Annotated in this window: 22 protein-coding genes; 8 read left to right on the top strand and 14 right to left on the bottom strand. The window is 68.2% G+C overall.

Annotation, left to right across the window (positions count from 1 at the left end):
- Position 1: 1 nt before the first annotated feature.
- The 3 genes from E5A74_RS03265 to E5A74_RS03255 form a co-directional block, all read right to left on the bottom strand.
- Positions 2 to 451: a hypothetical protein gene (locus E5A74_RS03265; protein WP_135982779.1), complete on the bottom strand. Its 450-nt coding sequence runs from the start codon at positions 449 to 451 to the stop codon at positions 2 to 4.
- 10 nt (positions 452 to 461) lie between these two features.
- The gene (dcd, locus tag E5A74_RS03260) at positions 462 to 1,016 is read right to left on the bottom strand and encodes a dCTP deaminase (RefSeq protein WP_135982777.1); all 555 of its coding nucleotides are present in this window, start codon (positions 1,014 to 1,016) and stop codon (positions 462 to 464) included.
- Between the two features lie 66 nt (positions 1,017 to 1,082).
- Positions 1,083 to 3,044 carry a sialate O-acetylesterase gene (locus tag E5A74_RS03255; protein ID WP_135982775.1) on the bottom strand — a complete coding sequence of 654 codons (1,962 nt, stop codon included), beginning with the start codon at positions 3,042 to 3,044 and terminating at the stop codon, positions 1,083 to 1,085.
- Between the two features lie 114 nt (positions 3,045 to 3,158).
- Here E5A74_RS03255 and E5A74_RS03250 point away from each other — a divergent pair, with 114 nt between their 5' ends.
- The 3 genes from E5A74_RS03250 (at position 3,159) to E5A74_RS03240 (ending at position 6,113) form a co-directional block, all read left to right on the top strand.
- The gene (locus tag E5A74_RS03250; protein ID WP_135982772.1) at positions 3,159 to 4,040 is read left to right on the top strand and encodes a hypothetical protein; all 882 of its coding nucleotides are present in this window, start codon (positions 3,159 to 3,161) and stop codon (positions 4,038 to 4,040) included.
- A gap of 92 nt (positions 4,041 to 4,132) precedes the next feature.
- Positions 4,133 to 5,275: a vWA domain-containing protein gene (locus E5A74_RS03245; RefSeq protein ID WP_135982770.1), complete on the top strand. Its 1,143-nt coding sequence runs from the start codon at positions 4,133 to 4,135 to the stop codon at positions 5,273 to 5,275.
- A 367-nt stretch (positions 5,276 to 5,642) separates the two neighbouring features.
- Entirely contained in the window at positions 5,643 to 6,113 is a 471-nt protein-coding gene (locus E5A74_RS03240; RefSeq protein WP_135982768.1) for a VOC family protein, read from the top strand.
- A gap of 41 nt (positions 6,114 to 6,154) precedes the next feature.
- Here the strand turns inward: E5A74_RS03240 and E5A74_RS03235 are convergent, their stop codons facing one another.
- Together E5A74_RS03235 and E5A74_RS03230 are read right to left on the bottom strand one after the other, a co-directional pair.
- Complete coding sequence (locus E5A74_RS03235; RefSeq protein WP_135982766.1) at positions 6,155 to 6,586, bottom strand: cytidine deaminase; 432 nt, start codon at positions 6,584 to 6,586, stop codon at positions 6,155 to 6,157.
- Between the two features lie 4 nt (positions 6,587 to 6,590).
- Positions 6,591 to 7,073, bottom strand: a complete 483-nt coding sequence (locus E5A74_RS03230; protein ID WP_135982764.1) for a UPF0262 family protein — start codon at positions 7,071 to 7,073, stop codon at positions 6,591 to 6,593.
- Positions 7,074 to 7,154: 81 nt separating this feature from the next.
- On the opposite strand from E5A74_RS03230, the gene E5A74_RS03225 reads away from it, so the two are divergent.
- Positions 7,155 to 8,654, top strand: coding sequence for a replicative DNA helicase (locus tag E5A74_RS03225; protein WP_135982762.1), 1,500 nt, complete (start codon positions 7,155 to 7,157; stop codon positions 8,652 to 8,654).
- Positions 8,655 to 8,681: 27 nt separating this feature from the next.
- Here E5A74_RS03225 and E5A74_RS03220 read toward each other — a convergent pair whose 3' ends face one another.
- On the bottom strand, positions 8,682 to 9,227 hold the full coding sequence (locus E5A74_RS03220) for a DUF1579 family protein (RefSeq protein WP_166745581.1): 546 nt from the start codon (positions 9,225 to 9,227) through the stop codon (positions 8,682 to 8,684).
- A gap of 129 nt (positions 9,228 to 9,356) precedes the next feature.
- Here E5A74_RS03220 and E5A74_RS03215 point away from each other — a divergent pair, with 129 nt between their 5' ends.
- Positions 9,357 to 10,178, top strand: a complete 822-nt coding sequence (locus tag E5A74_RS03215) for a helix-turn-helix domain-containing protein (protein WP_135982758.1) — start codon at positions 9,357 to 9,359, stop codon at positions 10,176 to 10,178.
- A 51-nt stretch (positions 10,179 to 10,229) separates the two neighbouring features.
- Positions 10,230 to 11,507, top strand: a complete 1,278-nt coding sequence (locus E5A74_RS03210; protein WP_240699615.1) for an Hsp70 family protein — start codon at positions 10,230 to 10,232, stop codon at positions 11,505 to 11,507.
- 9 nt (positions 11,508 to 11,516) lie between these two features.
- Here E5A74_RS03210 and E5A74_RS03205 read toward each other — a convergent pair whose 3' ends face one another.
- Positions 11,517 to 12,098 carry a hypothetical protein gene (locus E5A74_RS03205; protein WP_135982756.1) on the bottom strand — a complete coding sequence of 194 codons (582 nt, stop codon included), beginning with the start codon at positions 12,096 to 12,098 and terminating at the stop codon, positions 11,517 to 11,519.
- A gap of 326 nt (positions 12,099 to 12,424) precedes the next feature.
- Here E5A74_RS03205 and E5A74_RS03200 point away from each other — a divergent pair, with 326 nt between their 5' ends.
- On the top strand, positions 12,425 to 13,282 hold the full coding sequence (locus E5A74_RS03200) for a DUF1521 domain-containing protein (protein WP_135982754.1): 858 nt from the start codon (positions 12,425 to 12,427) through the stop codon (positions 13,280 to 13,282).
- 234 nt (positions 13,283 to 13,516) lie between these two features.
- Here the strand turns inward: E5A74_RS03200 and E5A74_RS03195 are convergent, their stop codons facing one another.
- The 6 genes from E5A74_RS03195 to E5A74_RS03170 all read right to left on the bottom strand — a co-directional run bounded on the left by E5A74_RS03195 (position 13,517) and on the right by E5A74_RS03170 (position 18,982).
- Positions 13,517 to 14,296, bottom strand: a complete 780-nt coding sequence (locus E5A74_RS03195) for a phosphoadenylyl-sulfate reductase (RefSeq protein WP_135982752.1) — start codon at positions 14,294 to 14,296, stop codon at positions 13,517 to 13,519.
- The gene (locus E5A74_RS03190; protein ID WP_135982750.1) at positions 14,289 to 14,714 is read right to left on the bottom strand and encodes a DUF934 domain-containing protein; all 426 of its coding nucleotides are present in this window, start codon (positions 14,712 to 14,714) and stop codon (positions 14,289 to 14,291) included. The genes E5A74_RS03195 and E5A74_RS03190 overlap by 8 nt, the downstream gene beginning before the upstream one ends.
- The gene (locus tag E5A74_RS03185) at positions 14,707 to 16,341 is read right to left on the bottom strand and encodes a nitrite/sulfite reductase (RefSeq protein WP_135982748.1); all 1,635 of its coding nucleotides are present in this window, start codon (positions 16,339 to 16,341) and stop codon (positions 14,707 to 14,709) included. Before E5A74_RS03185 ends, E5A74_RS03190 begins: the two co-directional genes overlap by 8 nt.
- 1 nt (position 16,342) lies before the next feature.
- Positions 16,343 to 16,639 carry a DUF2849 domain-containing protein gene (locus E5A74_RS03180; RefSeq protein WP_135982746.1) on the bottom strand — a complete coding sequence of 99 codons (297 nt, stop codon included), beginning with the start codon at positions 16,637 to 16,639 and terminating at the stop codon, positions 16,343 to 16,345.
- Positions 16,636 to 17,421 carry a uroporphyrinogen-III C-methyltransferase gene (gene cobA, locus E5A74_RS03175; protein ID WP_135982744.1) on the bottom strand — a complete coding sequence of 262 codons (786 nt, stop codon included), beginning with the start codon at positions 17,419 to 17,421 and terminating at the stop codon, positions 16,636 to 16,638. The genes E5A74_RS03180 and cobA overlap by 4 nt, the downstream gene beginning before the upstream one ends.
- A gap of 217 nt (positions 17,422 to 17,638) precedes the next feature.
- Positions 17,639 to 18,982, bottom strand: coding sequence for a glycoside hydrolase 5 family protein (locus tag E5A74_RS03170; RefSeq protein ID WP_206365748.1), 1,344 nt, complete (start codon positions 18,980 to 18,982; stop codon positions 17,639 to 17,641).
- A 152-nt stretch (positions 18,983 to 19,134) separates the two neighbouring features.
- On the opposite strand from E5A74_RS03170, the gene E5A74_RS03165 reads away from it, so the two are divergent.
- Positions 19,135 to 19,416, top strand: a complete 282-nt coding sequence (locus E5A74_RS03165; RefSeq protein ID WP_135982741.1) for a hypothetical protein — start codon at positions 19,135 to 19,137, stop codon at positions 19,414 to 19,416.
- 73 nt (positions 19,417 to 19,489) lie between these two features.
- Here E5A74_RS03165 and E5A74_RS03160 read toward each other — a convergent pair whose 3' ends face one another.
- Positions 19,490 to 19,801 carry a TFIIB-type zinc ribbon-containing protein gene (locus E5A74_RS03160; RefSeq protein ID WP_276469511.1) on the bottom strand — a complete coding sequence of 104 codons (312 nt, stop codon included), beginning with the start codon at positions 19,799 to 19,801 and terminating at the stop codon, positions 19,490 to 19,492.

The raw sequence follows: 19,801 nt of genomic DNA, 5'->3' as shown, positions 1-19,801 counted from the left end.
CTCAGCCGACGACGAGCCCGACGACGAGCCCGACGCCGGCCACGGCGACGAGCACGGCATAGGGCAGCGCGACAAAGGGCTGGACGAAGACGCCGGCGACATTGCCGACCCTCCGGCGATGGGGCCATGCCTCGCTCCACGCGGCGTAGATCTGAAAGGGCGCGATCTCGGTCGCGCCCTTTTCGTCGCGGAACCACGCCTCGAGCCGTTCGATCCGGCCGACGAGGCAATATTGGAAGCTCTTCCAGATCGCCTCGAGCAGCCATAGCGACAGCGCCACCGCGATCGTCGCGATCAGGATCGCCGCGCTCGCTTCCTTGAGCCCCGCGGCGACGCCGGCGCCGAGCAGCGGCCCGGCGATCGCCTTCAGCGACAGCGCGCGCTTGTCATAATCCTCGTAGAGAGTCTGGAGCAGCAGATACTCGGCGCGGAGATCGTCGCTGCCCGCCATCGTCCGCCCCCTAGAGCCGCGGCAGCGTCACGCCGCGCTGGCCCATATATTTGCCGGCACGATCGGCATAGCTGGTCTCGCAGGGCTGCTCGCCCTTGAGGAACAGGAACTGGCAGGCGCCTTCATTGGCGTAGATCTTCGCCGGCAGCGGCGTGGTGTTCGAGAATTCGAGCGTGACATGGCCTTCCCATTCGGGCTCGAGCGGCGTCACGTTGACGATGATCCCGCAGCGGGCATAGGTCGACTTGCCGAGGCAGATCACCAGCGTGTCGCGCGGGATCCGGAAATATTCGACCGTGCGGGCGAGCGCGAAGCTGTTGGGCGGGATGATGCAGACATCGGTCTTGCGGTCGACGAAGCTGTTCGAATCGAAATTCTTGGGATCGACCACCGAGCTGTCGATGTTGGTGAAGATCTTGAACTCGTCGGCGACGCGCGCGTCATAGCCGTAGGAGGACAGCCCGTAGCTGATGCATCCCTCGCGCCGCTGCGCCTCGACGAACGGCTCGATCATGCCGGTCGAAAGCGCCTGTTCGCGAATCCAGCGATCGGAAAGAATGCTCATATATTCCCCTGCGGTGCGACGCCCGGTTTCGCGGGAAGTGCGGCGCTCCGCAAGGGCTGGTTTCGCCTAGCGGACCGGCAGCTCGAACGGCGTCGCGGGCAGGCCGGTGCCGTCATAGAGGTTGCAGATCGGGCTATCCCCCCAGCAATAGCGCACCCGATCGGCGGCGCCAGTGCCCGCCTGGACGATCACGTCGCTGCCCGAAAGCGTCGCGGGGGCGAAGCGGCAGCTGCCGGGGGCGGGGCCGCAGAGCTCGAAGCCGAACGGCTGGGCGGCGTTGTAGGTCACCAGCCCCTGGTCGGCGCCGGTGAAGCGGACGCGGACCACCGCGCCCTCGTAGCGCGCCTCGACCGGCCACGGGCCCGAGGGCGATGCCTTGCCGCCATAGCTCAGCGCCTCGGCGCCGCGGGCGAGGCGATGGCCGACGTCGAGCTTGTTGGCGGGATGGATGTCGACGACGTCGCCGAGATCGATCGTCACCGCGAGCGCGGCATGCGGATCGGCGGCGACCGCCCGGCGCTGCTCGTCGCGGATCTGCGCGAAGCCGCTCTCGACCGGCCGCGGCACGCGCGGGCCCCAGCTCGACAGCTGGGCGATCAGGAACGGCAGCTCGGGCTTGCCGAACTGGCCGCGCCACGCGCCCATCATGCTGCCGAGCTTTTCGGCATAGCCGTCGGGCGACCCGGCATTGGCCTCGCCCTGATACCATGCTGCGCCGCGCAGCCCGTACGGCCCGATCGGCGCGACCATCGCATTGTAGATGCCCGAGAAGCCGGCGATCGCCTCCCACGGCGCGTGCGGCGGATCGCCCACCCCGGCGGGGGCGCGGCGCCATTGCCAGCCCGCGGGCGCGGCGAGCGGCACGCTGCTGCCGTCGGCGAAGCGGATCGCGCGCTGCTCGGGGGTGCCGGTCAGGCCGCCTTCGCCCCACGTGTCGAGCACGCCGACCGCGATCAGGTTCTTGCCTGGCTTGAGCGTGCCCGGCGCGAGCGGATAGAGCCGCGGCACGCCCCAGGCATAGGTGACGCCGACCGGCACGCCGTTGACGAAGCTCGCGTCCATATCGTCGGCGGGGCCGAGCGCGAGGCTCGCGCCGCCCTTCGCGGCCTGCTCGGGCGTCAGCGTCACTTCGGTGCGGTACCAGAGCATGCCGTTATACTGGGCGAGCGCGGCGACGCCCCATTTCTCCCAGGGATCGAACGACGGCAGCGCAGCCCAGTCGCCCGGCGCGGTCGCCTGCCACGGCTCGGCACCGGCGGCGTCGCCCGATCTGGCGCGGTACCACGCCATCCAGCGCTCGCCGAACTGCTTGCTCGCGAGGGCGGGATCGGCGCGATAGGTGCGGAAGAGCGCGAGATCGGCCTGCGCGGTCGGGTCCTTCGCCAGCGCGCTTTCGGGGCGCCACGCGTCGATCGCGGTGCCGCCCCATGTCGCGTCGATCAGCCCCATCGGCACCTTTTGCGAGGCGCGCAGATCGCGCGCCATGAAATAGCAGGCGGCGGAGAAATCGCGGACCGTCTCCGGCGTGGTCGGCTGCCAGCGGACGGGGGCGGGGAACTGGCGTTCGGGGTTGAGGCTGGTCTTCTTCTCGACCGTCATCAGCCGCAGCTCGGGATCCTTGGCCTTGCCGATCTCGCCGGCGGCGCCGAGCACGCCGCTGACCGGATATTCCATGTTCGACTGGCCCGAGCAGAGCCAGACATCGCCGATCATCATATCCTCGGCGCGGGCGCTGCCGCCGCTGCGCGTGGCGACGGCGAGCGTGTACGGCCCGCCGGCGCGCATCGCGGGCAAGTCGGCGCGCCAATGGCCGTCCTTGTCGGCGCGGACGAGCAGCTTGCGGCTGCCGAGCGTCACTTCGACGCGCTCGCCCGCCGGGGCATCGCCCCAGACCGGGATCGGCCGATCGCGCTGGAGCACGGCATGATCCTGGAACATCGGATGGAGCAACGGCGCGGCCTGCTGCGCCGCGGCGGGATGGGCGAGCAAAATCGGCAGCGCGAGCGCGCTCCGCAACGGCGTCTTCATGGCATCTCCTCTGTTGGCGGCAGGAGAGCATGGCGGAGGCGCGAATGGCAAGCCGGGCCGCGTCGTCCGGACCGATCGCAACGATGGCCGATTTGGTCGCCGGCGCGGCGGCACGTGTCGCGCCGGGTGGTAGCGAACACGGCCATGACGGGCGGGGTGATTTTTCGGAGAAGGCGCATGACGGCGCGGAAGCGGATCGGAATTCTGGCGGCCGCCGGCCTTTTTCTGCCGCTCATGGCCGCGGCGCAGACTCGCGCGCCCACGCAGAACGAGGTCATCGAGCAGGGCAGGAAAGACATAAGGGCGAGCGAGCGCGAGGCCGCGCGCAATCTCGACCGGCGCGACAGCCCCGACCAGATTCGGCTGCGGAAAGCGATCGAGTCCGGCGACAGCGCCGAGGCGATGCGGCTCATGAACGAGCTCTATGGCGACACCCCGCTTTCCGGCGGGCCGGGCGATCTGAAGGCGGTCTACAGCGTTGGCGGCGGAAGCATCTGGGGCGGCGTCATTCCGGTTTCCCCGCCGAAACGCGCGAAGAAACCGCCGGTGAAGAAGCCGGTGCCGGTCGCTGCTTCGAAGAACAGGGACGAAAGCAACGACGCGGGCGGCAACGGGCCCGATCCGAAGCTGAAAAAGGAGCTCGCCGACCGGCTCTGGCAAAAGCGGGAGGTGCTCGACGCGATCCTGCGGCACAAGGACCAGCTTCCCGATGGCCCGCACAAAAAGGTGCTCGAGGCGGATATGGACAAGGAAGCGGATCTGGTTCGGACCGAAATCCGCAAGGCCGAAAAGCGCTACACCGACTATCTCTACGTCCACGAACCAAACGAATATCAGCAATATGTCGATCAGCGGCGCCGGATCCATGACAGCCCGCTCGAGGCGCGGCCCATCGAGATGCGCGACCAGCTGCGGGGCGGCAGGGTGCGCCCCGATCCGCTGCCGCCGCGACCGGAGCGTCCGCAGACCCCGCCGCTCAAGGACTATGATGACTGAACGATCCCGACATCGGGCGGCCGCTGTGACGCAAGCTGTGGTGCCGGCCGCGGCACTTGGCGGTTCGGCGGCCATGATGCTAGGCTCCCCCTATGGATTTCGCCCGTAGCTGCGTTTCCGGCCTGCTGGCCCTCGCCGTCTGCGGATGCGGCGGTTCGGGAAAGGAAACGACGGACGACGCGTCGGCGGCGGCGCGCACCGCAAGCGCCGGCGAGCGCGCGCAGGCGCGCGCCTATGTCGGCCGGTTCGCCACCGGAAATCCGGATGTCTGCTTCAGGGAAGTCGGGCTGACCCAGCCGGCGCTCGAGGCGCGGTCGGGCGAGGGGGGCGGCCCGCGCGTCCCGCCGGTTCGCGTCGTCGTTGCGATCGACGGCTCCGGCTCGATGGCGGGGCGGATCGGCGGACAGACCAAGCTCGATCTGGCGCGCGAGGCCGCCACGCGCTTCGTCGACGGGCTGCCGGCGTCGGTGGAAGCGTCGCTGCTCGTCTTCGGGCAGCAGGGCGACAACAGCGCGGCGGGCAAGGCGCGGTCCTGCGCGGGGATCGACGTTCTGGCCCCGATGTCGAACGATCGCGCGCAGCTCGGTGCCGCGGTCTCGCGGGTCCGGGCGGTGGGCTGGACGCCGCTTGCCGCCGGCCTCGCCAAGGCGGAGGCGCTGCTCGCCCGCTCCGCCACCGAAGGCGCGCAGATCATCTATGTCGTCTCCGACGGCGAGGAGACGTGCGGCGGCGATCCGGTGGCGGCGGCGCGGCGGATCAACAGCGGCGCGACCCGGGCGATCGTCAACATCATCGGCTTCAGCCTGCCCTCGGGCGAAGCGGCGGCGCTGAAGGCGGTCTCCGACGCGGGCGGCGGCAGCTTCGTCAATCTCAACAGCCGCGCCGATTACGACCAGACGCTCGCGCGACTGCGCGAAGCCAATCGCCAGTCCGGCAATGTCCTGCGCCAGAGCAACGCCGTCTCGGGCAACGTCCTGCGCACGTCGAACGCGACCAGCAGCGCCACGCTCTGCATCAGCAACATGATCAGCAGCGAAACCCTGCGGATGAGCAACGACCTGTCCGCCCGGGTCCTGCGGAAGGAGGGGCTGCCCTTCCGCAGCACTGCCGAGGGGCTGCTGAAGGAGCGGCACGATGCAATGCGGGGCCGGCTGGAGCGCTACCGGGCGCGGCTGCAGGGGGATGAGGCCCGGACGCGCGACACGATCGACGCGGCTGCGGATGCGGTGCGCTAGGTCGACGGGGAACAGGAGGGCCTGCGACAGGCAACGGGGAAAGCCGCCCGGCTCGCGGCCGCGAACGGCGAGCCGGGAGGAGGATCGCGAGCCGAACCGGATGTTCGAGCGCGGGTGAAGCCTATATATCGCAACTCGCGCCATGCCGCTTCGAGACGTCCCGCATTGCAAGAGGCGCATGTCGCGCTGCCGCTGAACGTACGTGTGCTTTCAGGGACCGCTGCGGTGACGCTGAACGACTGAAACGAGTGCGCAAAGCCGCCACTGACTTCTCGCTTGGTCGGAACCAAGTCAGATTTCCCGTCGAAAACCTGGTACTGCTTTCCCGAGCGCGCTTTGATGCTAGACTCGGTGAGAGGAGAATCTGATGAACGCGCGCGCCCTGCTCCCCGCTATCCTGCTGCTTGCCCCGGCGCTGCCGGCGGGGGCGCAAGACACGCCTGCGTCCGTCGCGCGGCTCGACCATGTCGCGATTTTCGTAGCGGACCAGCAGAAGAGCATCGAGTTCTATCGCGACCTGTTTGGCCTGAGCGAAATCCCTGCACCATTCCCCGCGGGCGGGCCGCGCTGGATGCGCTTCGCCAATGGAATAGAACTTCACATCCAGCCCGGCCGCACTGAACCGGTCGCGCAACATCGCCGCGTTCACATGGCGGTCGCCGTGGCAAGTCTTGACCTGGTCATGGCCAAGCTCAAGGCGCGCGGCCAAGGCTGGAGCGACGTCGCAGGTACGCCCGGCGCGATCCAGACCCTCCGCACCGATGGCATCCGCCAGATCTTCTTTCAGGATCCCGACGGCTATTGGATCGAAGTAAACGACACGCTCAAGAAGCGGTGACGTTGCCATTCTGCTCGATCCCTTCCGGGATCGAAGGTTGCTCATCGAAGATCGGCCGGCCCAAAGGCGTGCGGTAGCAGCTCCGACAGACGGTATTCCGCGATCTCGTCGCCCGCCGCGCCGCCGCAATAGACGGGCAAGTCCCGCCCCCCGACCTGCGCGGCTTCGTTGATGATCTGGCGGCAGCGGCCGCAAGGGCTCACCGGCGCGGTGTCGGCATGGCCGATGCGGCCGCCGATCACGCCGATCGCGACGACCTCGCGGAAGCGGCCCTGCGCACTGACCGTCGCCAGCGCCACCGTCTCGGCGCAGAGCGACAGGCCGTAGCTGGCATTCTCGAAATTGGCGCCGGTGACGACGCTGCCGTCGGCGAGCAGCACCGCCGCGCCGACCGCGAAGTTGGAGTAGGGCGCATAGGCGTGTTTCGCCGCCTCGCGCGCGGCCGCGATCAGGGCGCGGGATGGGTCGGTCATTTGTCTATCCCTTGATGTGGAGCACGCAGATCAGCGTGAACAGGCGGCGGGCGGTGTCGAAGTCGAGATCGATCTTGCCCTCCAGCCGCTCCATCAGCAGCTCGGCGGACTGGTTGTGGATGCCGCGCCGGGCCATGTCGACGGTCTCGATCTGCGCCGGCGTGGCGTTGCGGATCGCCTGGTAATAGCTGTCGCAGATCGCGAAATAGTCGCGGATCGGGCGGCGGAAGCGGGCGAGGCCGAGGACGAGCGTCTCGAGCGGCGCGCCGTCCTCGCGGTGGATCTCGAGCGCGAGCCGGCCTTCCTCGACGCGGAGATGGAGCCGGTAGGGGCCGGCATAGCCGTCCGGGTGCTGGCGCTGCGGGGCGAAGCGATTCTCCTCGAGCAGGTCGAAGATCGCGATGCGGCGCTCTTGCTCGATATCGGCCGAGCGCCACAAAATCGTGCGTTCGTCGAGCGTCACGTCGATGATGCGCGGATCGGCCATTGACGGCTCCTATCCGGTCATACCCGTTATTCACAAGCGCCGACGGTTGAAGCGGGGGGCCGGGTGCGCGACTAGGGGACGATGGCACAACCGATTCCCTTTCCCGCACCCGATGTCCCCGAAGGCGGCCTCAGCCTGCCCGCCAATGTCGAGGCCGAGGCGGCGCTGCTCGGCGCGATGATGATCGACAACCGCGTCGCCGAGGACGTTCTCCAGAAGCTGCGCCCCGAGCATTTCTTCGAGCCGCTGCACGGGCGGATCTATGACGCGATCTCGGCGATGGTCGGCGACAACCGGCTCGCCACGCCGGTGACGCTGCGCCCGCTGTTCGCCGCCGATCCGGCGATGAAGGAGCTGGGCGGCCCGGCCTATCTGGCGCAGCTGACCGGCAACCCGGCGAGCCTGATCGGCGCGCGCTCGTTCGCCGACCAGATCTACGACCTCGCGATGCTCCGCGCGCTGGTCAGCGTCGGCCGCGACCTTGTCGAAGGCGCGCTCGACACCAGCGAGGACATCAATCCGGCCAAGCAGATCGAGCAGGCCGAGATGAAGCTCTACGAAGTCGCCGAGAAGGGCGAATCGGACGCGGGGCTCAAATCATTCACCCGCGCCGCGACGCTGGCGGTGCGCCAGGCCGAGAAGGCGATGAACTCGGGCGGCGGCATCTCGGGGATCACCACCGGGCTGACCGATCTCAATGCGTCGACCGGCGGGTTCAACCGGTCGGACCTGCTGATCCTCGCCGGCCGCCCGGGCATGGGCAAGACCTCGCTCGCCACCAACATCGCGTTCAACGCCGCCAAGCGCTGGGCCGACGATCTCGAGGCGGGGATTCCCGAGGAGAAGTCGATCGGCGCGCCGGTGGCGTTCTTCAGCCTCGAAATGTCGGCCGACCAGCTGGCGATGCGTATCCTGTCCGAGCAGGCGGAAGTGGTCTCGGAGAAATTGCGCACCGGGCAGATCAGCCATAGCGAGTTCCAGAAATTCGCGCGCGCGGCGGGCGATCTCGAGCGGCTGCCACTCTATATCGACGACACGCCGGGCCTGACCATCGCCGCGCTGCGCACGCGCGCGCGACGGATGAAGCGCCAGCACAAGATCGGGATGGTCGTGGTCGACTATCTCCAGCTGCTGAGCGGCAGCGCCAAGGCATCGGGCGACGGGCGCGTGCAGGAAATCTCGGAGATCAGCCGCGGATTGAAGACGCTGGCCAAGGAGCTCAATTTGCCGGTGCTCGCGCTGTCGCAGCTGAGCCGCGGCGTCGAGAGCCGCGAGGACAAAAGGCCGCAGCTCTCCGACCTTCGCGAATCGGGATCGATCGAGCAGGACGCCGACATCGTGCTGTTCGTCTATCGCGACGAATATTATCACGACTTCAAGGCGCCGACCAAGACGCCCGACGGCACCGAGACGCCCGAGGAACGGATCGCCTATGAGAATTGGCAGGCCAAGCAGCTCGAGGTTTCGGGCAAGGCGACGGTGATCATCGCCAAGCAGCGCCATGGCGCGACGGGTTCGGTGCACATGCGCTTCGACCGGCAATTCACCAAGTTCAGCGACCTCGCGCACGAGGATTATTGAGGCGGGAGTCGGTAGCGTGGAAGGCAGTCAGCGCCGCCGCGTATAGTCGAGCCTGACGGCGAGCGTCTCGGCGCCGCCGCGCGTCTCGTAGAACTCGTAGCGGAAATGCTCCGCGTCGGTGAGCGTGAGCACTTCCCTGACCGGAACCGGATCCTGCCCTTGCGCGGCGGCGATGGCGCCACGCAGCGTGATCGTCTTCGCCGCGTCGTCGAGGCCGCCCCAGGCAATGACGAGGCCGGGAAAGTTGACGTCCATCCACGTGCTGAAGAAACGCTGCGCGGCACTGTCGTAGCCGAGATAGCTCAGCCCCTCGAAATCGGTCCCGTCGGCGATGTGCAGGTTCTGGCGCAGATGCCGGCCGTTGAGCACCATCGCCAGCTCGGCGGTGCCCTCATCGCGCCTCGGCGGCTTGCCCGGTGCGAGCCAGAAGGATTGTTTCACGGCCCATTTTCCCGCGAGCGCGGCGAGCAGCCGATGCTCCCGGTCGGGGGCGACCGCGGCCTTCTCCTGTGCGGACAGCGGTGCTGCGAGCAGCAGCGCGGCGGACAGGGCGAGACAGGCTGAGCTTCGCATGCGGGATCCTCCATCCTGGGTGGGTAGCCAGCCGGGTGGCATCGGCACGCGCGCGGCTCAACTACCTCGAAGGTCGTTGTCCTCACCCCGGTGACGCGCGAAGGTGCCGCGATTTCGGTGGGGGAGCTGATGACGGGCGCGACGATTTCTTCGACCAGAAGCTATCCGCCGATCGGGATGCTGCTGCGCGAATGGCGCGGCGCGCGGCGGATGAGCCAGCTCGAACTTGCCCTCGAGTGCGGGCTGTCGGCGCGGCACCTCGGCTTTGTCGAGCTGGGCAAGGCGCGGCTTTCGCGCGAGGCGGCGGGCCGGGTGGCGGACGCGCTGGCGCTGGCGCTGCGCGAGCGCAACGCGCTGCTGCTCGCCGCCGGCTATTCGCCGCAATATGCCGAGACCGACCTTGCGAGCCCGGCGCTCGAGCAGATGCGGGGGGCGGTGGACCTGATCCTGCGCCATCAGGAGCCCTATCCGGCATTCGTGCTCAACCGGCATTTCGACGTGCTGATGGCCAATGACGCGGCGACGCGCGTCAACCGGCTGGTGATGCAGGGGCGCGAGAGCCGGCACGGCAATCTGCTGCGTCAGATTTTCGATCCCGACGATTTCCGCGCGGTGATCGACAATTGGCAGGACGTCGCGGCGGGGCTCCTGCGCCGGCTGCAGGCCGAGCTGGCGGCCAATCCGGGCGACGCGCGCGGGCGTGCGCTGCTCGACGAGCTGCTCGGCTATCCGGGCGTCCCGCCCGAATGGCGCTTCCGCGCGGTATCCGGCCGGGAGGATCCGGTGCTCGGCCTCGTCTTCCGCAGCCCCACGGGGCCGCTGCGCTTCTTCGAGACGATCACCACCTTCGCCACGCCGCTGGACGTCACGCTCGACGAGTTGCGGATCGACTGCGCTTTTCCCGCCGATCAGCACACCGCAGAAGTGTGCCGGCGGCTTGCAAGCCCATAGCGTCTCCGGCCATAGGCGCGCTCCGTTCCTTCGCCGCGATTGGATGCTTCCGTGACCGCCACTGCCCTCGGGCTCGACTTCGGCACCACCAACAGCGTGGTCGCGCTGGCCAGCGGCGGTGCCGCGCCGGAGATGGTCGCGTTCGCGGGGCCCGAGGCGGTGAGCCCGGTATTCCGCTCGGCGCTGTGCTTCTGGGAGGATGGCGGGGTGCAGGTCGAGGCGGGGCCTTGGGCGATCGCCGAATATCTCGAATATCCGGAGGGGAGCCGCTTCCTCCAGTCGTTCAAGTCGGTCGCGGCGAGCCCGGCGTTCGAGCACGCCTCGGTGTTCGACAAAAGGCTAAAGTTCGACGAGCTGGGCAAGACCTTTCTGCGCAAGCTGGTCGAGCATGCCGGCGGCAGCCTCGACGCGCGGCCCGGCCGGATCGTGGTGGGACGGCCGATCGAATATGCCGGGACGCGACCCGATCCCGCGCTGGCGCGCGAACGCTATGACGCGATGTTCGCCGGGTTCGGCGCCGAGATCCATTATGTCTACGAGCCGATCGGCGCGGCGTTCAGCTATGCGCGGCGGCTGAGCGAACCGGCGACCTTGCTCGTCGCCGATTTCGGCGGCGGCACCAGCGACTTTTCGGTGGTGCGGGTCGATGCGCCGGGCGCGGCGCGGCGCTGCACCGCGCTCGGCCATGCCGGCATCGGCATCGCCGGTGACCGCTTCGACTATCGGATCATCGACCAGCTGGTGCTGCCGCTGCTCGGCAAGGGCGGCCAGTATCGCTCGTTCGACAAGCTGCTCGAGATCCCTGGCGGCTATTTCAGCGATTTCGGCGACTGGTCGCGGCTCGCGCTGATGCGCAACCGGCGGACGCTCGAAGCGCTCCACAAGCTCGAACGCGCGGCGGAGGATCCCGCGGCGATCGGTCGGATGATCGCGATCATCGAGAACGAGCTCGGCTATCGGCTGTACGACGCAGTGGGCAAGCTCAAGCGCGCGCTGTCGGGCGTCGCGCAGGCCGAGTTCCGCTTCGAGGGCGGCGGAGTGAAGATCGCCACCGAAGTGCGGCGCGAGCAGTTCGAGGCGTGGATCGCGCCCGATCTCGCGCGGATCGAGGCGACGGTGGATCAGGCGCTCGCGGCGGCCGGCACGGGCGAGGACGCGATCGACCGGGTGTTCCTGACCGGCGGATCGTCGCTGATCCCCGCGGTGCGCGCGATCTTCGAGCGGCGCTTCGGGAACGAGCGGATCGGCGCGGGCGACGAGCTCACCTCGATCGCGCACGGGCTGGCGATGGTGGCGCAGGAAGACGACATCGCCGCCTGGGCGAGTTGAGCGTCCAGCTCAGCGCGCGCTGGGCAATTTCTTCCGAACGACATCGTCGATCACGCGGCGCAGTCCGTCCTTCAGCACGGCGGAGGCCGCTTCGTCATCGGCTTGCGGATCGAACGCCTTGATCTTCTCGCTGTTGTACCAATGCATGTTCCTGGGCTTCGCGCCCCGCGTGCGATCGGTGATGTTGTAGAACAGCGTCAGCTCCTTGCCGTAGAGTGTCGAATTCTCGAACTGGATCATCTGGAAGGTGAACCCGTAGCGGCAGCCTTCACCCGCGGTGACCGGAGACTTCGTGAATGCGCGTTGCGTCTGCGGATCCGGTTCGAGGATGAAGCGGTCCGCCGCAATGTTGAGGCGCTCGCCAATGCTGCTTTCCCTGAGCGCCTGAAGCTGCAGTTCAGGCGTGAGCAGCGTTTGGGTGACCGTGGAGTCACCTCGCTTGAGCTTCTTCTTCTCCAGCTCGTCGCCGCCAAAAAGGACCATCGATACGTCGTTCTTGATGACGTCCGTCGGCCAGACATGCATTTCGCAGCCCGCCACAGGCACCGCGTCCTGGGCACCGGCATCCCCTGCGAGGGATGCGAGCACCATCGCACCAACGAGAAATGTAACGCGCATCGAGCAAGGCCCCGCTTTTGCCGACAGGTTAGCGCGCCGATGTCGCAATAGCGAGATTGTTCGATTGAATACTGGCCGCGCGCATTCGCGTATCGACCAACACTTGCTCCGATGCTTGCGCCGTTTGGCCCCCGAGGCTGGAAACGGCTGGCCGGGGTTTGCAGCCGCGCAGCTGCGCGACGGGATGAGGCTCGTGAGCGGCTAATCGAAGCGACTAGCGGCTCTAGTCGGAATGCGGAGCGCGCGCCGTTCGTCGCCGGCGTAACATCCACCCCGGTTCACCAGACAGGGGACACGCAATGACGACGATCGGAGCGAACACTGCATTCTCGGGCGCGCTGCAGGGGCTGCTCGCCGGCTCGGCATCGGCCAATTTCGTGCTCGCGGCGGGGATCGCGGGCAAGTTCCTCAACCCGCTCGGCGCGGGGCCGTTCGCGTCGAGCTGCTTCCCCAAGGGCTGGAACGTCGATGCGCGCTGCGGCGGCGAGACGCGGGCGAGCTGGACGGTCAAGACCGGCGGCGAGGGCAAGGCCGCGATCGATCTCGGCGACGGCTACAGCCTGAATCTCAACGAGCACAACAGCGAGATGACGATCACCAACGCCAAGACCGGCGAGACCACGCGGATCTGGGGCGATCCGCATGTCGATGTGAATGGCCAGCACGCCTATGACTTCTGGGGCACGACGACCTTCACGCTCGACAACGGCACCAAGATCACGATCAACACCGAGCAGGGCCAGGGCAATCCCAACGTCTATTTCGCCAGCTCGGTGGCGATCACCAAGGGCAATCAGGCGATCGAGGTCACCGGGCTGAGCCAGCAGACGCTCGGCGATCTCGAAGTGACGATGGGCAATAACGGCCGCGCGCTCGACAGCGCCAATGACGATGGCTTCGTGCTCCACGAGAATGCCAGCGGCGCGGGCTGGCGCTCGGCCTATACCGGCGACCTCGCGACGCAGGCGGACCTCAATTTGACCAGGCCGGGGCAGATTTTCGGACCCGGGTCCGAAGAGGGGCGGACGCTGGCGGGGCTCAGCTTCCTGCTCGGCGCGTTCCTCGGTGGCGCGATGCTGTTCGGCGGGCTCGGGACCGAGGCGCGGAGCAGCGAGAGCGGACGCGGGCAGTGGTTACCGCGGGTGTTCGATTTCTGATCGGGATAGGATCGGTTCGTCAGCAGGAGAGGGCAGCCGGGGTCACCGCAGGGTGGCCCCGGCAACATCCTGTCCGTCACCCCGGCCTTGTGCCGGGGTCCACCATGCGAACTGAGGAAGAGCATACGGGCCCGCGGTAACCGAACCGCGAGCACCTCGAGCTTCTCGTTCGTTGCGGCGTGGATCCCGGCACTTCGGCCGGGATGACGGCAGTAATGGGCCCGAGCTGCGCGCCTAGAAGCTCGGCTGGTTGGGGTCGCCGTCGGCGATCGGGGTGTGGATGCCGCATTCGGTCTTGTCCCAGCCGCGCCAGCGGCCGGCGCGGGGATCCTCGCCGGGCTTGACCATGCTGGTGCACGGCGCGCAGCCGATCGAGGGATAGCCCTGCGCGACCAGCGGATGCATCGGCAGATCGTGCCGCGCGAAATAGGCGTCGAGATCGGCGCGGGTCCAGTCGGCCAGCGGATTGACCTTGAGCCGGCCCTGCGCATCGGCGGTGTCGATCTCGAAGCGCGGCAGCGCGTTGCGGGTCTTCGCCTGGAACGCCTTGCGGCCGGTGATGCTCGCATCGAATCCTTCGAGCCCCCTGGCGAGCGGCGCCACCTTGCGGATGTCGCAGCAGCCATCGGGATCATAGGACCAGCGCAGCTCGCTCGCGTCGCGCGCGGCGAGGACATCGGCATCGGGCCGGAGGTTGCGGAAGTCGGTGAGGCCGAGCCGCGCGACCAGCGTGTCGCGATAGGCAAGCGTCTCGGGGAAATGCTTGCCGGTATCGAGGAACAGCACCGGCACCGACGGATCGACCGAGGCGACGAGATGGAGCAGCGCCGCGGACTCGGCGCCGAACGACGAGACCACCGCGACCTCGCCGACCATGTGCTCGCCGAGGACGGTGCGCAGCATCTCCTCGGTCGAGGTGCCGCGGAACAGATTGTTGAGCCGGATCGCGTCCTGCTGCGTGAAGCGCGGGGCGAGATCCAGCCGGTCGACCTTGCGGGCCGCGGCTTCAGCCATGGCGGAGTTTCCAGACGGGGACCGCGTCGTCGGCGGCGTTTTGATAGACATAGTCGAAGCGAGCGAGCGCGGCTTCGAGCGCCGCCTCGTCGATCGGCGCGGCGGGCGCGAAGCTGTCGAACCCGCAGCGACGCATGAACAGCATCTGGTCGACGAGGACGTCGCCCGAGGCGCGGATCTCGCCCTTGTAGCCGGCCTCGCGCAGGATGCGCGCCGAGCTGTAGCCGCGGCCGTCGCGGAAGCGCGGGAAGTCGATCTCCACCAGCGCGAGGCGATCGAGAAAGGGGATCAGCTGACGCGCGTCCTCGCCGGCCTCGATGCGCACCGAAGTGGCGTTGGACTGGCCGAGGAACGCGTCGATCGAGACCGCGGGCTCGTCATGCGCCTCGTCGTCGCGGAAGCGCAGGAGATTATCCATAGATCGCCTCCTTGAACGGATCCATGCCGACCCGGCGATAGGTGTCGAGGAAGCGCTCGCCGGGCTGGCGTTCGCGTAAGTAGACATTGGTGGCCTTTTCGAGCGCGTCGACCACGCCGTCCTCGTCGAAGCCGGGGCCGGTGATCTTGGCCTGCGAGGTATCCTCCGCACCCGAGCCGCCGAGGAGGAGCTGGTAATTCTCCGTCCCCTTACGGTCGACGCCGAGGATGCCGATATGCCCGGCATGGTGGTGGCCGCAGGCATTGATGCAGCCGCTGATCTTGATCTTGAGCTCGCCCAGCTCGAGCTGGCGATCCATATCGGCGAAGCGCGCCGCGATCTTCTGCGCGAGCGGGATCGAGCGGGCATTGGCGAGGCTGCAATAATCGAGCCCCGGGCAGGCGATGATGTCGGTCACCAGATCGAGATTGACGCTGGCGAGGCCGGCCGCGTCGAGCACCTGCCACAAGGCGTGGAGATCGGCCTTGCGGACATGCGGCAGCACGAGGTTCTGCGCGTGCGTGGCGCGGATCTCGTCGAAGCTGTAGCGCTCGGCGAGATCGGCGACGATGTCCATCTGCTCGGCCGAGATGTCGCCGGGGATGCCGGTGATCGGCTTGAGGCTGATGTTGACGATCGCATAGCCCGGCGCCTTGTGCGCGACGGTCTGGCGATCGACCCAGAGCGCGAACTCGGGATCGCTGCGATCGATCTCCGCGCTCGGGCCGGTCTCGAACGGCGGCGGGGCGAAATAGGCCGCGATGCGGTCATACTCGGCTTGCGGGAAATCGGTCTGGAGCGTGAGGAAGTGCTGGAACCCTTCCTCGACCTGGCGGCGGAATTCCTCCTCGCCGAGCTCGTGGACGAGGATCTTCATCCGCTGCTTGTGGATGTTGTCGCGCCGCGCATGGGTGTTCCACACGCGCAGCACCGCCTGGAGATAGGAGAAGATCTGCGCGAAGGGCAGGAATTCGCGGATCTGATAGGCGATGATCGGGGTGCGGCCCATGCCGCCGCCGGCATAGACTTCGAAGCCCTGCTCGCCGACATCGTTCTTGACGATGCGCAGCGCGAAATCGTGCCAGCGCAGCGCGGCGCGATCCTCCTGCGCGGCGATCACCGCGATCTTGAACTTGCGCGGCAGATAGCTGAACTCGGGATGGAAGGTCGTCGCCTGACGGAGCAATTCGGCCCAGGGGCGCGGATCGCAGATCTCGTCGGCGGCGGCGCCGGCATATTGATCGGCCGAGAGATTGCGGATGCTCTCGCCCGAGGTCTGGATCGCGTGCATCTCGACCGTGGCGAGCTCGGCGAGGATGTCGGGCGCCTCTTCCAGCTTGATCCAGTTGTACTGGAGGTTCTGGCGGGTGGTGAAATGGCCGTAGCCGCGGTCGTACCTGCGCGCGATGTCGGCGAGCTTGCGCATCTGGCGGCCGTCGAGCGTGCCATAGGGGATGGCGACGCGCAGCATATAGGCGTGGAGCTGGAGATAGAGCCCGTTCTTGAGCCGCAGCGGCTTGAACTGGTCGTCGTTCATCGCCCCGGCGATGCGGCGCGCGGTCTGCTCGCGGAACTCCTCGACGCGGGCGTCGACGATGGCCTGGTCATATTGGTCGTAGCGGTACATGTCAGATCACCCAGCTGCCGGCATTGGGATCGGCGGGTTTGAGCGTGAGATCGGGGCGCACGGTGGGGCCGAGCGCGCGGATGCGGTCCTTGATGTGCGCGGGGCGGGGACCCTCGGGGGTCATCGAGCCGTCGATCACCACGCCGCCATTGACGCGGCGCGCGCCGGTCTCCTCGGTGAGGATCGCCTCGCCGCGGTCGCCGACATCGGTGGCGTCCTCGACATGGAGCGACCAGCCCTCGCCGGTCCACCAGATCACCGCGCCGGTGCGCAGATCGTTGCCGGTCAGGATCTTCATGCGAGCGACTCCGCTGCTTTGGCCCAGGCGGCGAGCTTGTCCTCGGCGTCGGACAGGCGGACCACCTCGCCGACGACGATGATCGCGGGGCTCTTGATGTCCTCGCGCTCGACCATGTCGCCGAGATCGGCGAGCAGGGTGCGGATCGCGCGATGGTCGGCAAGCGTGGCGCGCTCGAGTACCGCGACGGGCATGTCGGGGGCGACGCCATCGGCCATCAGCTTGTCGGCGATCGCCGGGCAATTGGCGACGCCCATATAGATGACGAGGGTGCGGCCCTTGCCGGCGAGGCCCGACCAATTCTGGTCGGACAGGCCCTTGCACTGGCCGGCGACGAAGCTGACCGCGCTCGACCAGTCGCGATGGGTGAGCGGCAGCATCGCCTCGGCGGCGGCGCCGAGCGCGGCGGAGACGCCGGGGACCACCTCGACCGGCAGGCCGGCGGCGCGCACGGCTTCGACTTCCTCGCCGCCGCGGCCGAAGATGAAGGGATCGCCGCCCTTGAGGCGGACGACGATCGCGCCGGTCTTCACATGCGCGACGATGAGCGCGTTGATCGCGTCCTGCGGCAGCGTATGGCGCGCGCGGCGCTTGGCGACCGAGATGCGGTGCGCCTGCGGGGCGAGATCGAGCACGCGCGGATCGACGAGGCCGTCATGGACGAGGACGTCGGCTTCGCGCAGCGCCTCGACGGCGCGCACGGTGAGCAGGCCCGGATCGCCGGGGCCGGCACCGACGAGAATCACGCGGCCACGCGCGGAAGGGTCGAGCAGAGATGCCATGCGGCGGGAGATGGGCTTTGGCCGGGATTGGGGCAACGGAGGATGGTTTGGGGGGCGAGTAGGGGAGCTATTAGGCGTGCGTTCCTCCCCGGCACGGGGAGGGGGACCAGCCGCAGGCTGGTGGAGGGGGCTCTCCTCATGGCGAATCCTTCGCGGCGATCCCCCTCCACCACGCCACTGCGTGGCGCGGTCCCCCTCCCCGTGCCGGGGAGGATCTTTATGCCGCTGTTGCTTCCCCCACACTCGCCAGCGCCTTCGCGTGCGCCGCGATCACCGCCCGCGTGGTCGCGTCGGTGTCGAACACGCCGTACCAGCCTTGCGGCTCGTGCGGGGGATCGCCGAGCCACGCCGTGTCGCCGGAGCGGAAGCGATGGTCGCCATGCGCGGCGCGGCCTTCGCCGTTCCACGCCCAGAAGTTCGATCCGACGATCGGGCCGCCGGTGCGGGCGCTGGTCAGGACGGCGTCGTAGATCTGCCGGTAATACAGGTCCTTGAAGTGGGTGCTTGCCTCCCGGTCGTAGCCGCCGCCGTCGCGCGGATAGCCGAATTCCTCGATCACCAGCGGCTTGCCGATCTGGCGGGCGAGCGCCTGATGCTGATCGAGATATTCGGCGACCTTGGCGGTCGCGGCGGCGTGGCTGCCGGCGATGTCCCCCGCGTCGACCCAGTTCCAGTTGAGCGGCCAGATATGCGCGGTGAGATAGTCGATCTCGGGCACGCTGTGCGCGGTGCGATAGATTTCGGCGCTCTCGACGCTGCCCTTGAGGCCCTCGCTGCCGGTCGAGACGAGATGGTTGCCGTCCAGCGACTTGATCAGCTTCGCGCTGTCGCGGAGCCAGGCATAATAGGCCGGAAGCAGCGGGGTCGCGGTGGCGCGATCGCCGCCGGGACGCGGCTCGTTGGCGAGCTGCCACGCCATGATCGTCGGATCGTCGCGATAGGCGGTGCCGGTGATCGCATTGGTGCGCCCGACGATCGCGCGCACCCAATCATGGTTGCACGCGACGGCCCTGGGGTTGGCGTAGAATTGCGCAGTGGCGTTGGGGAAGGCCGGCCAGGGATGCGCGGGGTCGTTGACGTCCATGTACTTGCCGGTGACGTAATAGAGATAGGTCATCATCCCGCCCGACCATTCCCAGAAATTGGTCAGGTACAGCACCGCCTTCATCCCGCGCCTGGCCATCTCGGCGAGGGCGAAATCGAGCCCGCCGAGCAACGCCGGATCGGCCGAGCCCGGATCGGCGCCGTGAAAGGCCGGCTTGACCGCATTCTTGAGCGGCGACTCCTCGGCCGAAGCGGCGATGCGGAGATTGGTGACGCCGGTGGCCGCCAGCGTATCGAGCTCGCGGCGCAGGCGGGCGCGATCGCCATAAGGCGCGTCGGCGCCGAGCCATGCGGCGTACCAGAGATTGGCGCCGGCGAAGCGATAGGGCCGGCCGCCGAGCATCAGCCGCGTGCCCTCGCGCCGGACCAAGCCGGGCGCGGCGCGGGCGGAAAGCGGCAAGGTCAATGTCGCCGCCAGTGCGGCCGAGCCGCCGATGAGCGACCTGCGTGTGACCATGATTTCCCTCCCTCGCTTCAGCCGCGACGATAGCGGGAGGCAGCGCGCAAAGAAAAGCCCGGCGCTGCGCGATACGCGACGGATGGGGGGCCGGGCCGTGGACCGGGGCGGCCGACGTGACCTATCCATGGCGCCACCACAGGAGGCAGATCATGCGGACCATGTCATGCGCCATCGCGCTGCTGGCGATCGCCGCGCCGGGATATGGCCAAGACCTCCCGACCACCCAGGTCGAGGATCATGGCCGCGTCGTCCTGCAGGATTCGACGACGCGCGCGCTGCTCCGGAACAGTCGCGCGCGCCAGGCGCAGCGCCGGCCGACCCCGGCGCAGATATCCGCATGCGCCTCCAAGGCGCAGTTCCGCGCGAAGTTCGGCGCGAACCACCCGAAGGTGCAGCGGCTCTACGAATTGTGCCGCGGCGTCGGGCTCTGACGGCGGCAAAGAAAGGCCCGCCGCCGAGCGATCGGCGACGGGCAGGTTCGGAAACTGTTCGGGGATTGGGGGACTAGTCGAACAGTTCCTCGAGGAACGACTTGCGGCGCTTGTGGCCGTAGTGCTGGCCGTGATGGCCGCCATGCTGCTGGTGGCGATCATCGTAGCGCGGCCGCTGATCGGGCCAGGGCGCGGGCTGCGCCGCCGGTTGCGGCTGGGGCGGCAACGGCGCCGCCACGGCGCCGTTGCGCTCGATGATCTTGTCGAGCTCGCCGCGATCGAGCCAGACGCCGCGGCAGCTCGGGCAATGATCGATCTCGATGCCCGAGCGCTCCATCGGCACCAATTTGGTGCCGTCGACGGGGCAGGTGAAGGTGCCGGTCAC

Origin of the sequence: Sphingomonas naasensis (assembly GCF_004792695.1) — a bacterium.
Taxonomy (GTDB): Bacteria; Pseudomonadota; Alphaproteobacteria; order Sphingomonadales; family Sphingomonadaceae; genus Sphingomonas; species Sphingomonas naasensis.
This window is presented reverse-complemented; position numbering and strand designations above follow the sequence as displayed.

Bases quoted from the DNA above. Each gene is read 5' to 3' on its own strand.
- E5A74_RS03265 (WP_135982779.1), bottom strand. From the start codon at position 451: ATGGCGGGCAGCGACGATCTCCGCGCCGAGTATCTGCTGCTCCAGACT.
- cobA (WP_135982744.1), bottom strand. From the start codon at position 17,421: ATGGCATCTCTGCTCGACCCTTCCGCGCGTGGCCGCGTGATTCTCGTC.
- E5A74_RS03230 (WP_135982764.1), bottom strand. From the start codon at position 7,073: ATGGCCGATCCGCGCATCATCGACGTGACGCTCGACGAACGCACGATT.
- E5A74_RS03240 (WP_135982768.1), top strand. From the start codon at position 5,643: ATGAACGCGCGCGCCCTGCTCCCCGCTATCCTGCTGCTTGCCCCGGCG.
- dcd (WP_135982777.1), bottom strand. From the start codon at position 1,016: ATGAGCATTCTTTCCGATCGCTGGATTCGCGAACAGGCGCTTTCGACC.
- E5A74_RS03235 (WP_135982766.1), bottom strand. From the start codon at position 6,586: ATGACCGACCCATCCCGCGCCCTGATCGCGGCCGCGCGCGAGGCGGCG.
- E5A74_RS03200 (WP_135982754.1), top strand. From the start codon at position 12,425: ATGACGACGATCGGAGCGAACACTGCATTCTCGGGCGCGCTGCAGGGG.
- E5A74_RS03255 (WP_135982775.1), bottom strand. From the start codon at position 3,044: ATGAAGACGCCGTTGCGGAGCGCGCTCGCGCTGCCGATTTTGCTCGCC.
- E5A74_RS03180 (WP_135982746.1), bottom strand. From the start codon at position 16,639: ATGAAGATCCTGACCGGCAACGATCTGCGCACCGGCGCGGTGATCTGG.
- E5A74_RS03185 (WP_135982748.1), bottom strand. From the start codon at position 16,341: ATGTACCGCTACGACCAATATGACCAGGCCATCGTCGACGCCCGCGTC.
- E5A74_RS03225 (WP_135982762.1), top strand. From the start codon at position 7,155: ATGGCACAACCGATTCCCTTTCCCGCACCCGATGTCCCCGAAGGCGGC.
- E5A74_RS03215 (WP_135982758.1), top strand. From the start codon at position 9,357: ATGACGGGCGCGACGATTTCTTCGACCAGAAGCTATCCGCCGATCGGG.
- E5A74_RS03245 (WP_135982770.1), top strand. From the start codon at position 4,133: ATGGATTTCGCCCGTAGCTGCGTTTCCGGCCTGCTGGCCCTCGCCGTC.
- E5A74_RS03205 (WP_135982756.1), bottom strand. From the start codon at position 12,098: ATGGTGCTCGCATCCCTCGCAGGGGATGCCGGTGCCCAGGACGCGGTG.
- E5A74_RS03165 (WP_135982741.1), top strand. From the start codon at position 19,135: ATGCGGACCATGTCATGCGCCATCGCGCTGCTGGCGATCGCCGCGCCG.
- E5A74_RS03220 (WP_166745581.1), bottom strand. From the start codon at position 9,227: ATGCGAAGCTCAGCCTGTCTCGCCCTGTCCGCCGCGCTGCTGCTCGCA.
- E5A74_RS03190 (WP_135982750.1), bottom strand. From the start codon at position 14,714: ATGGATAATCTCCTGCGCTTCCGCGACGACGAGGCGCATGACGAGCCC.
- E5A74_RS03170 (WP_206365748.1), bottom strand. From the start codon at position 18,982: ATGGTCACACGCAGGTCGCTCATCGGCGGCTCGGCCGCACTGGCGGCG.
- E5A74_RS03195 (WP_135982752.1), bottom strand. From the start codon at position 14,296: ATGGCTGAAGCCGCGGCCCGCAAGGTCGACCGGCTGGATCTCGCCCCG.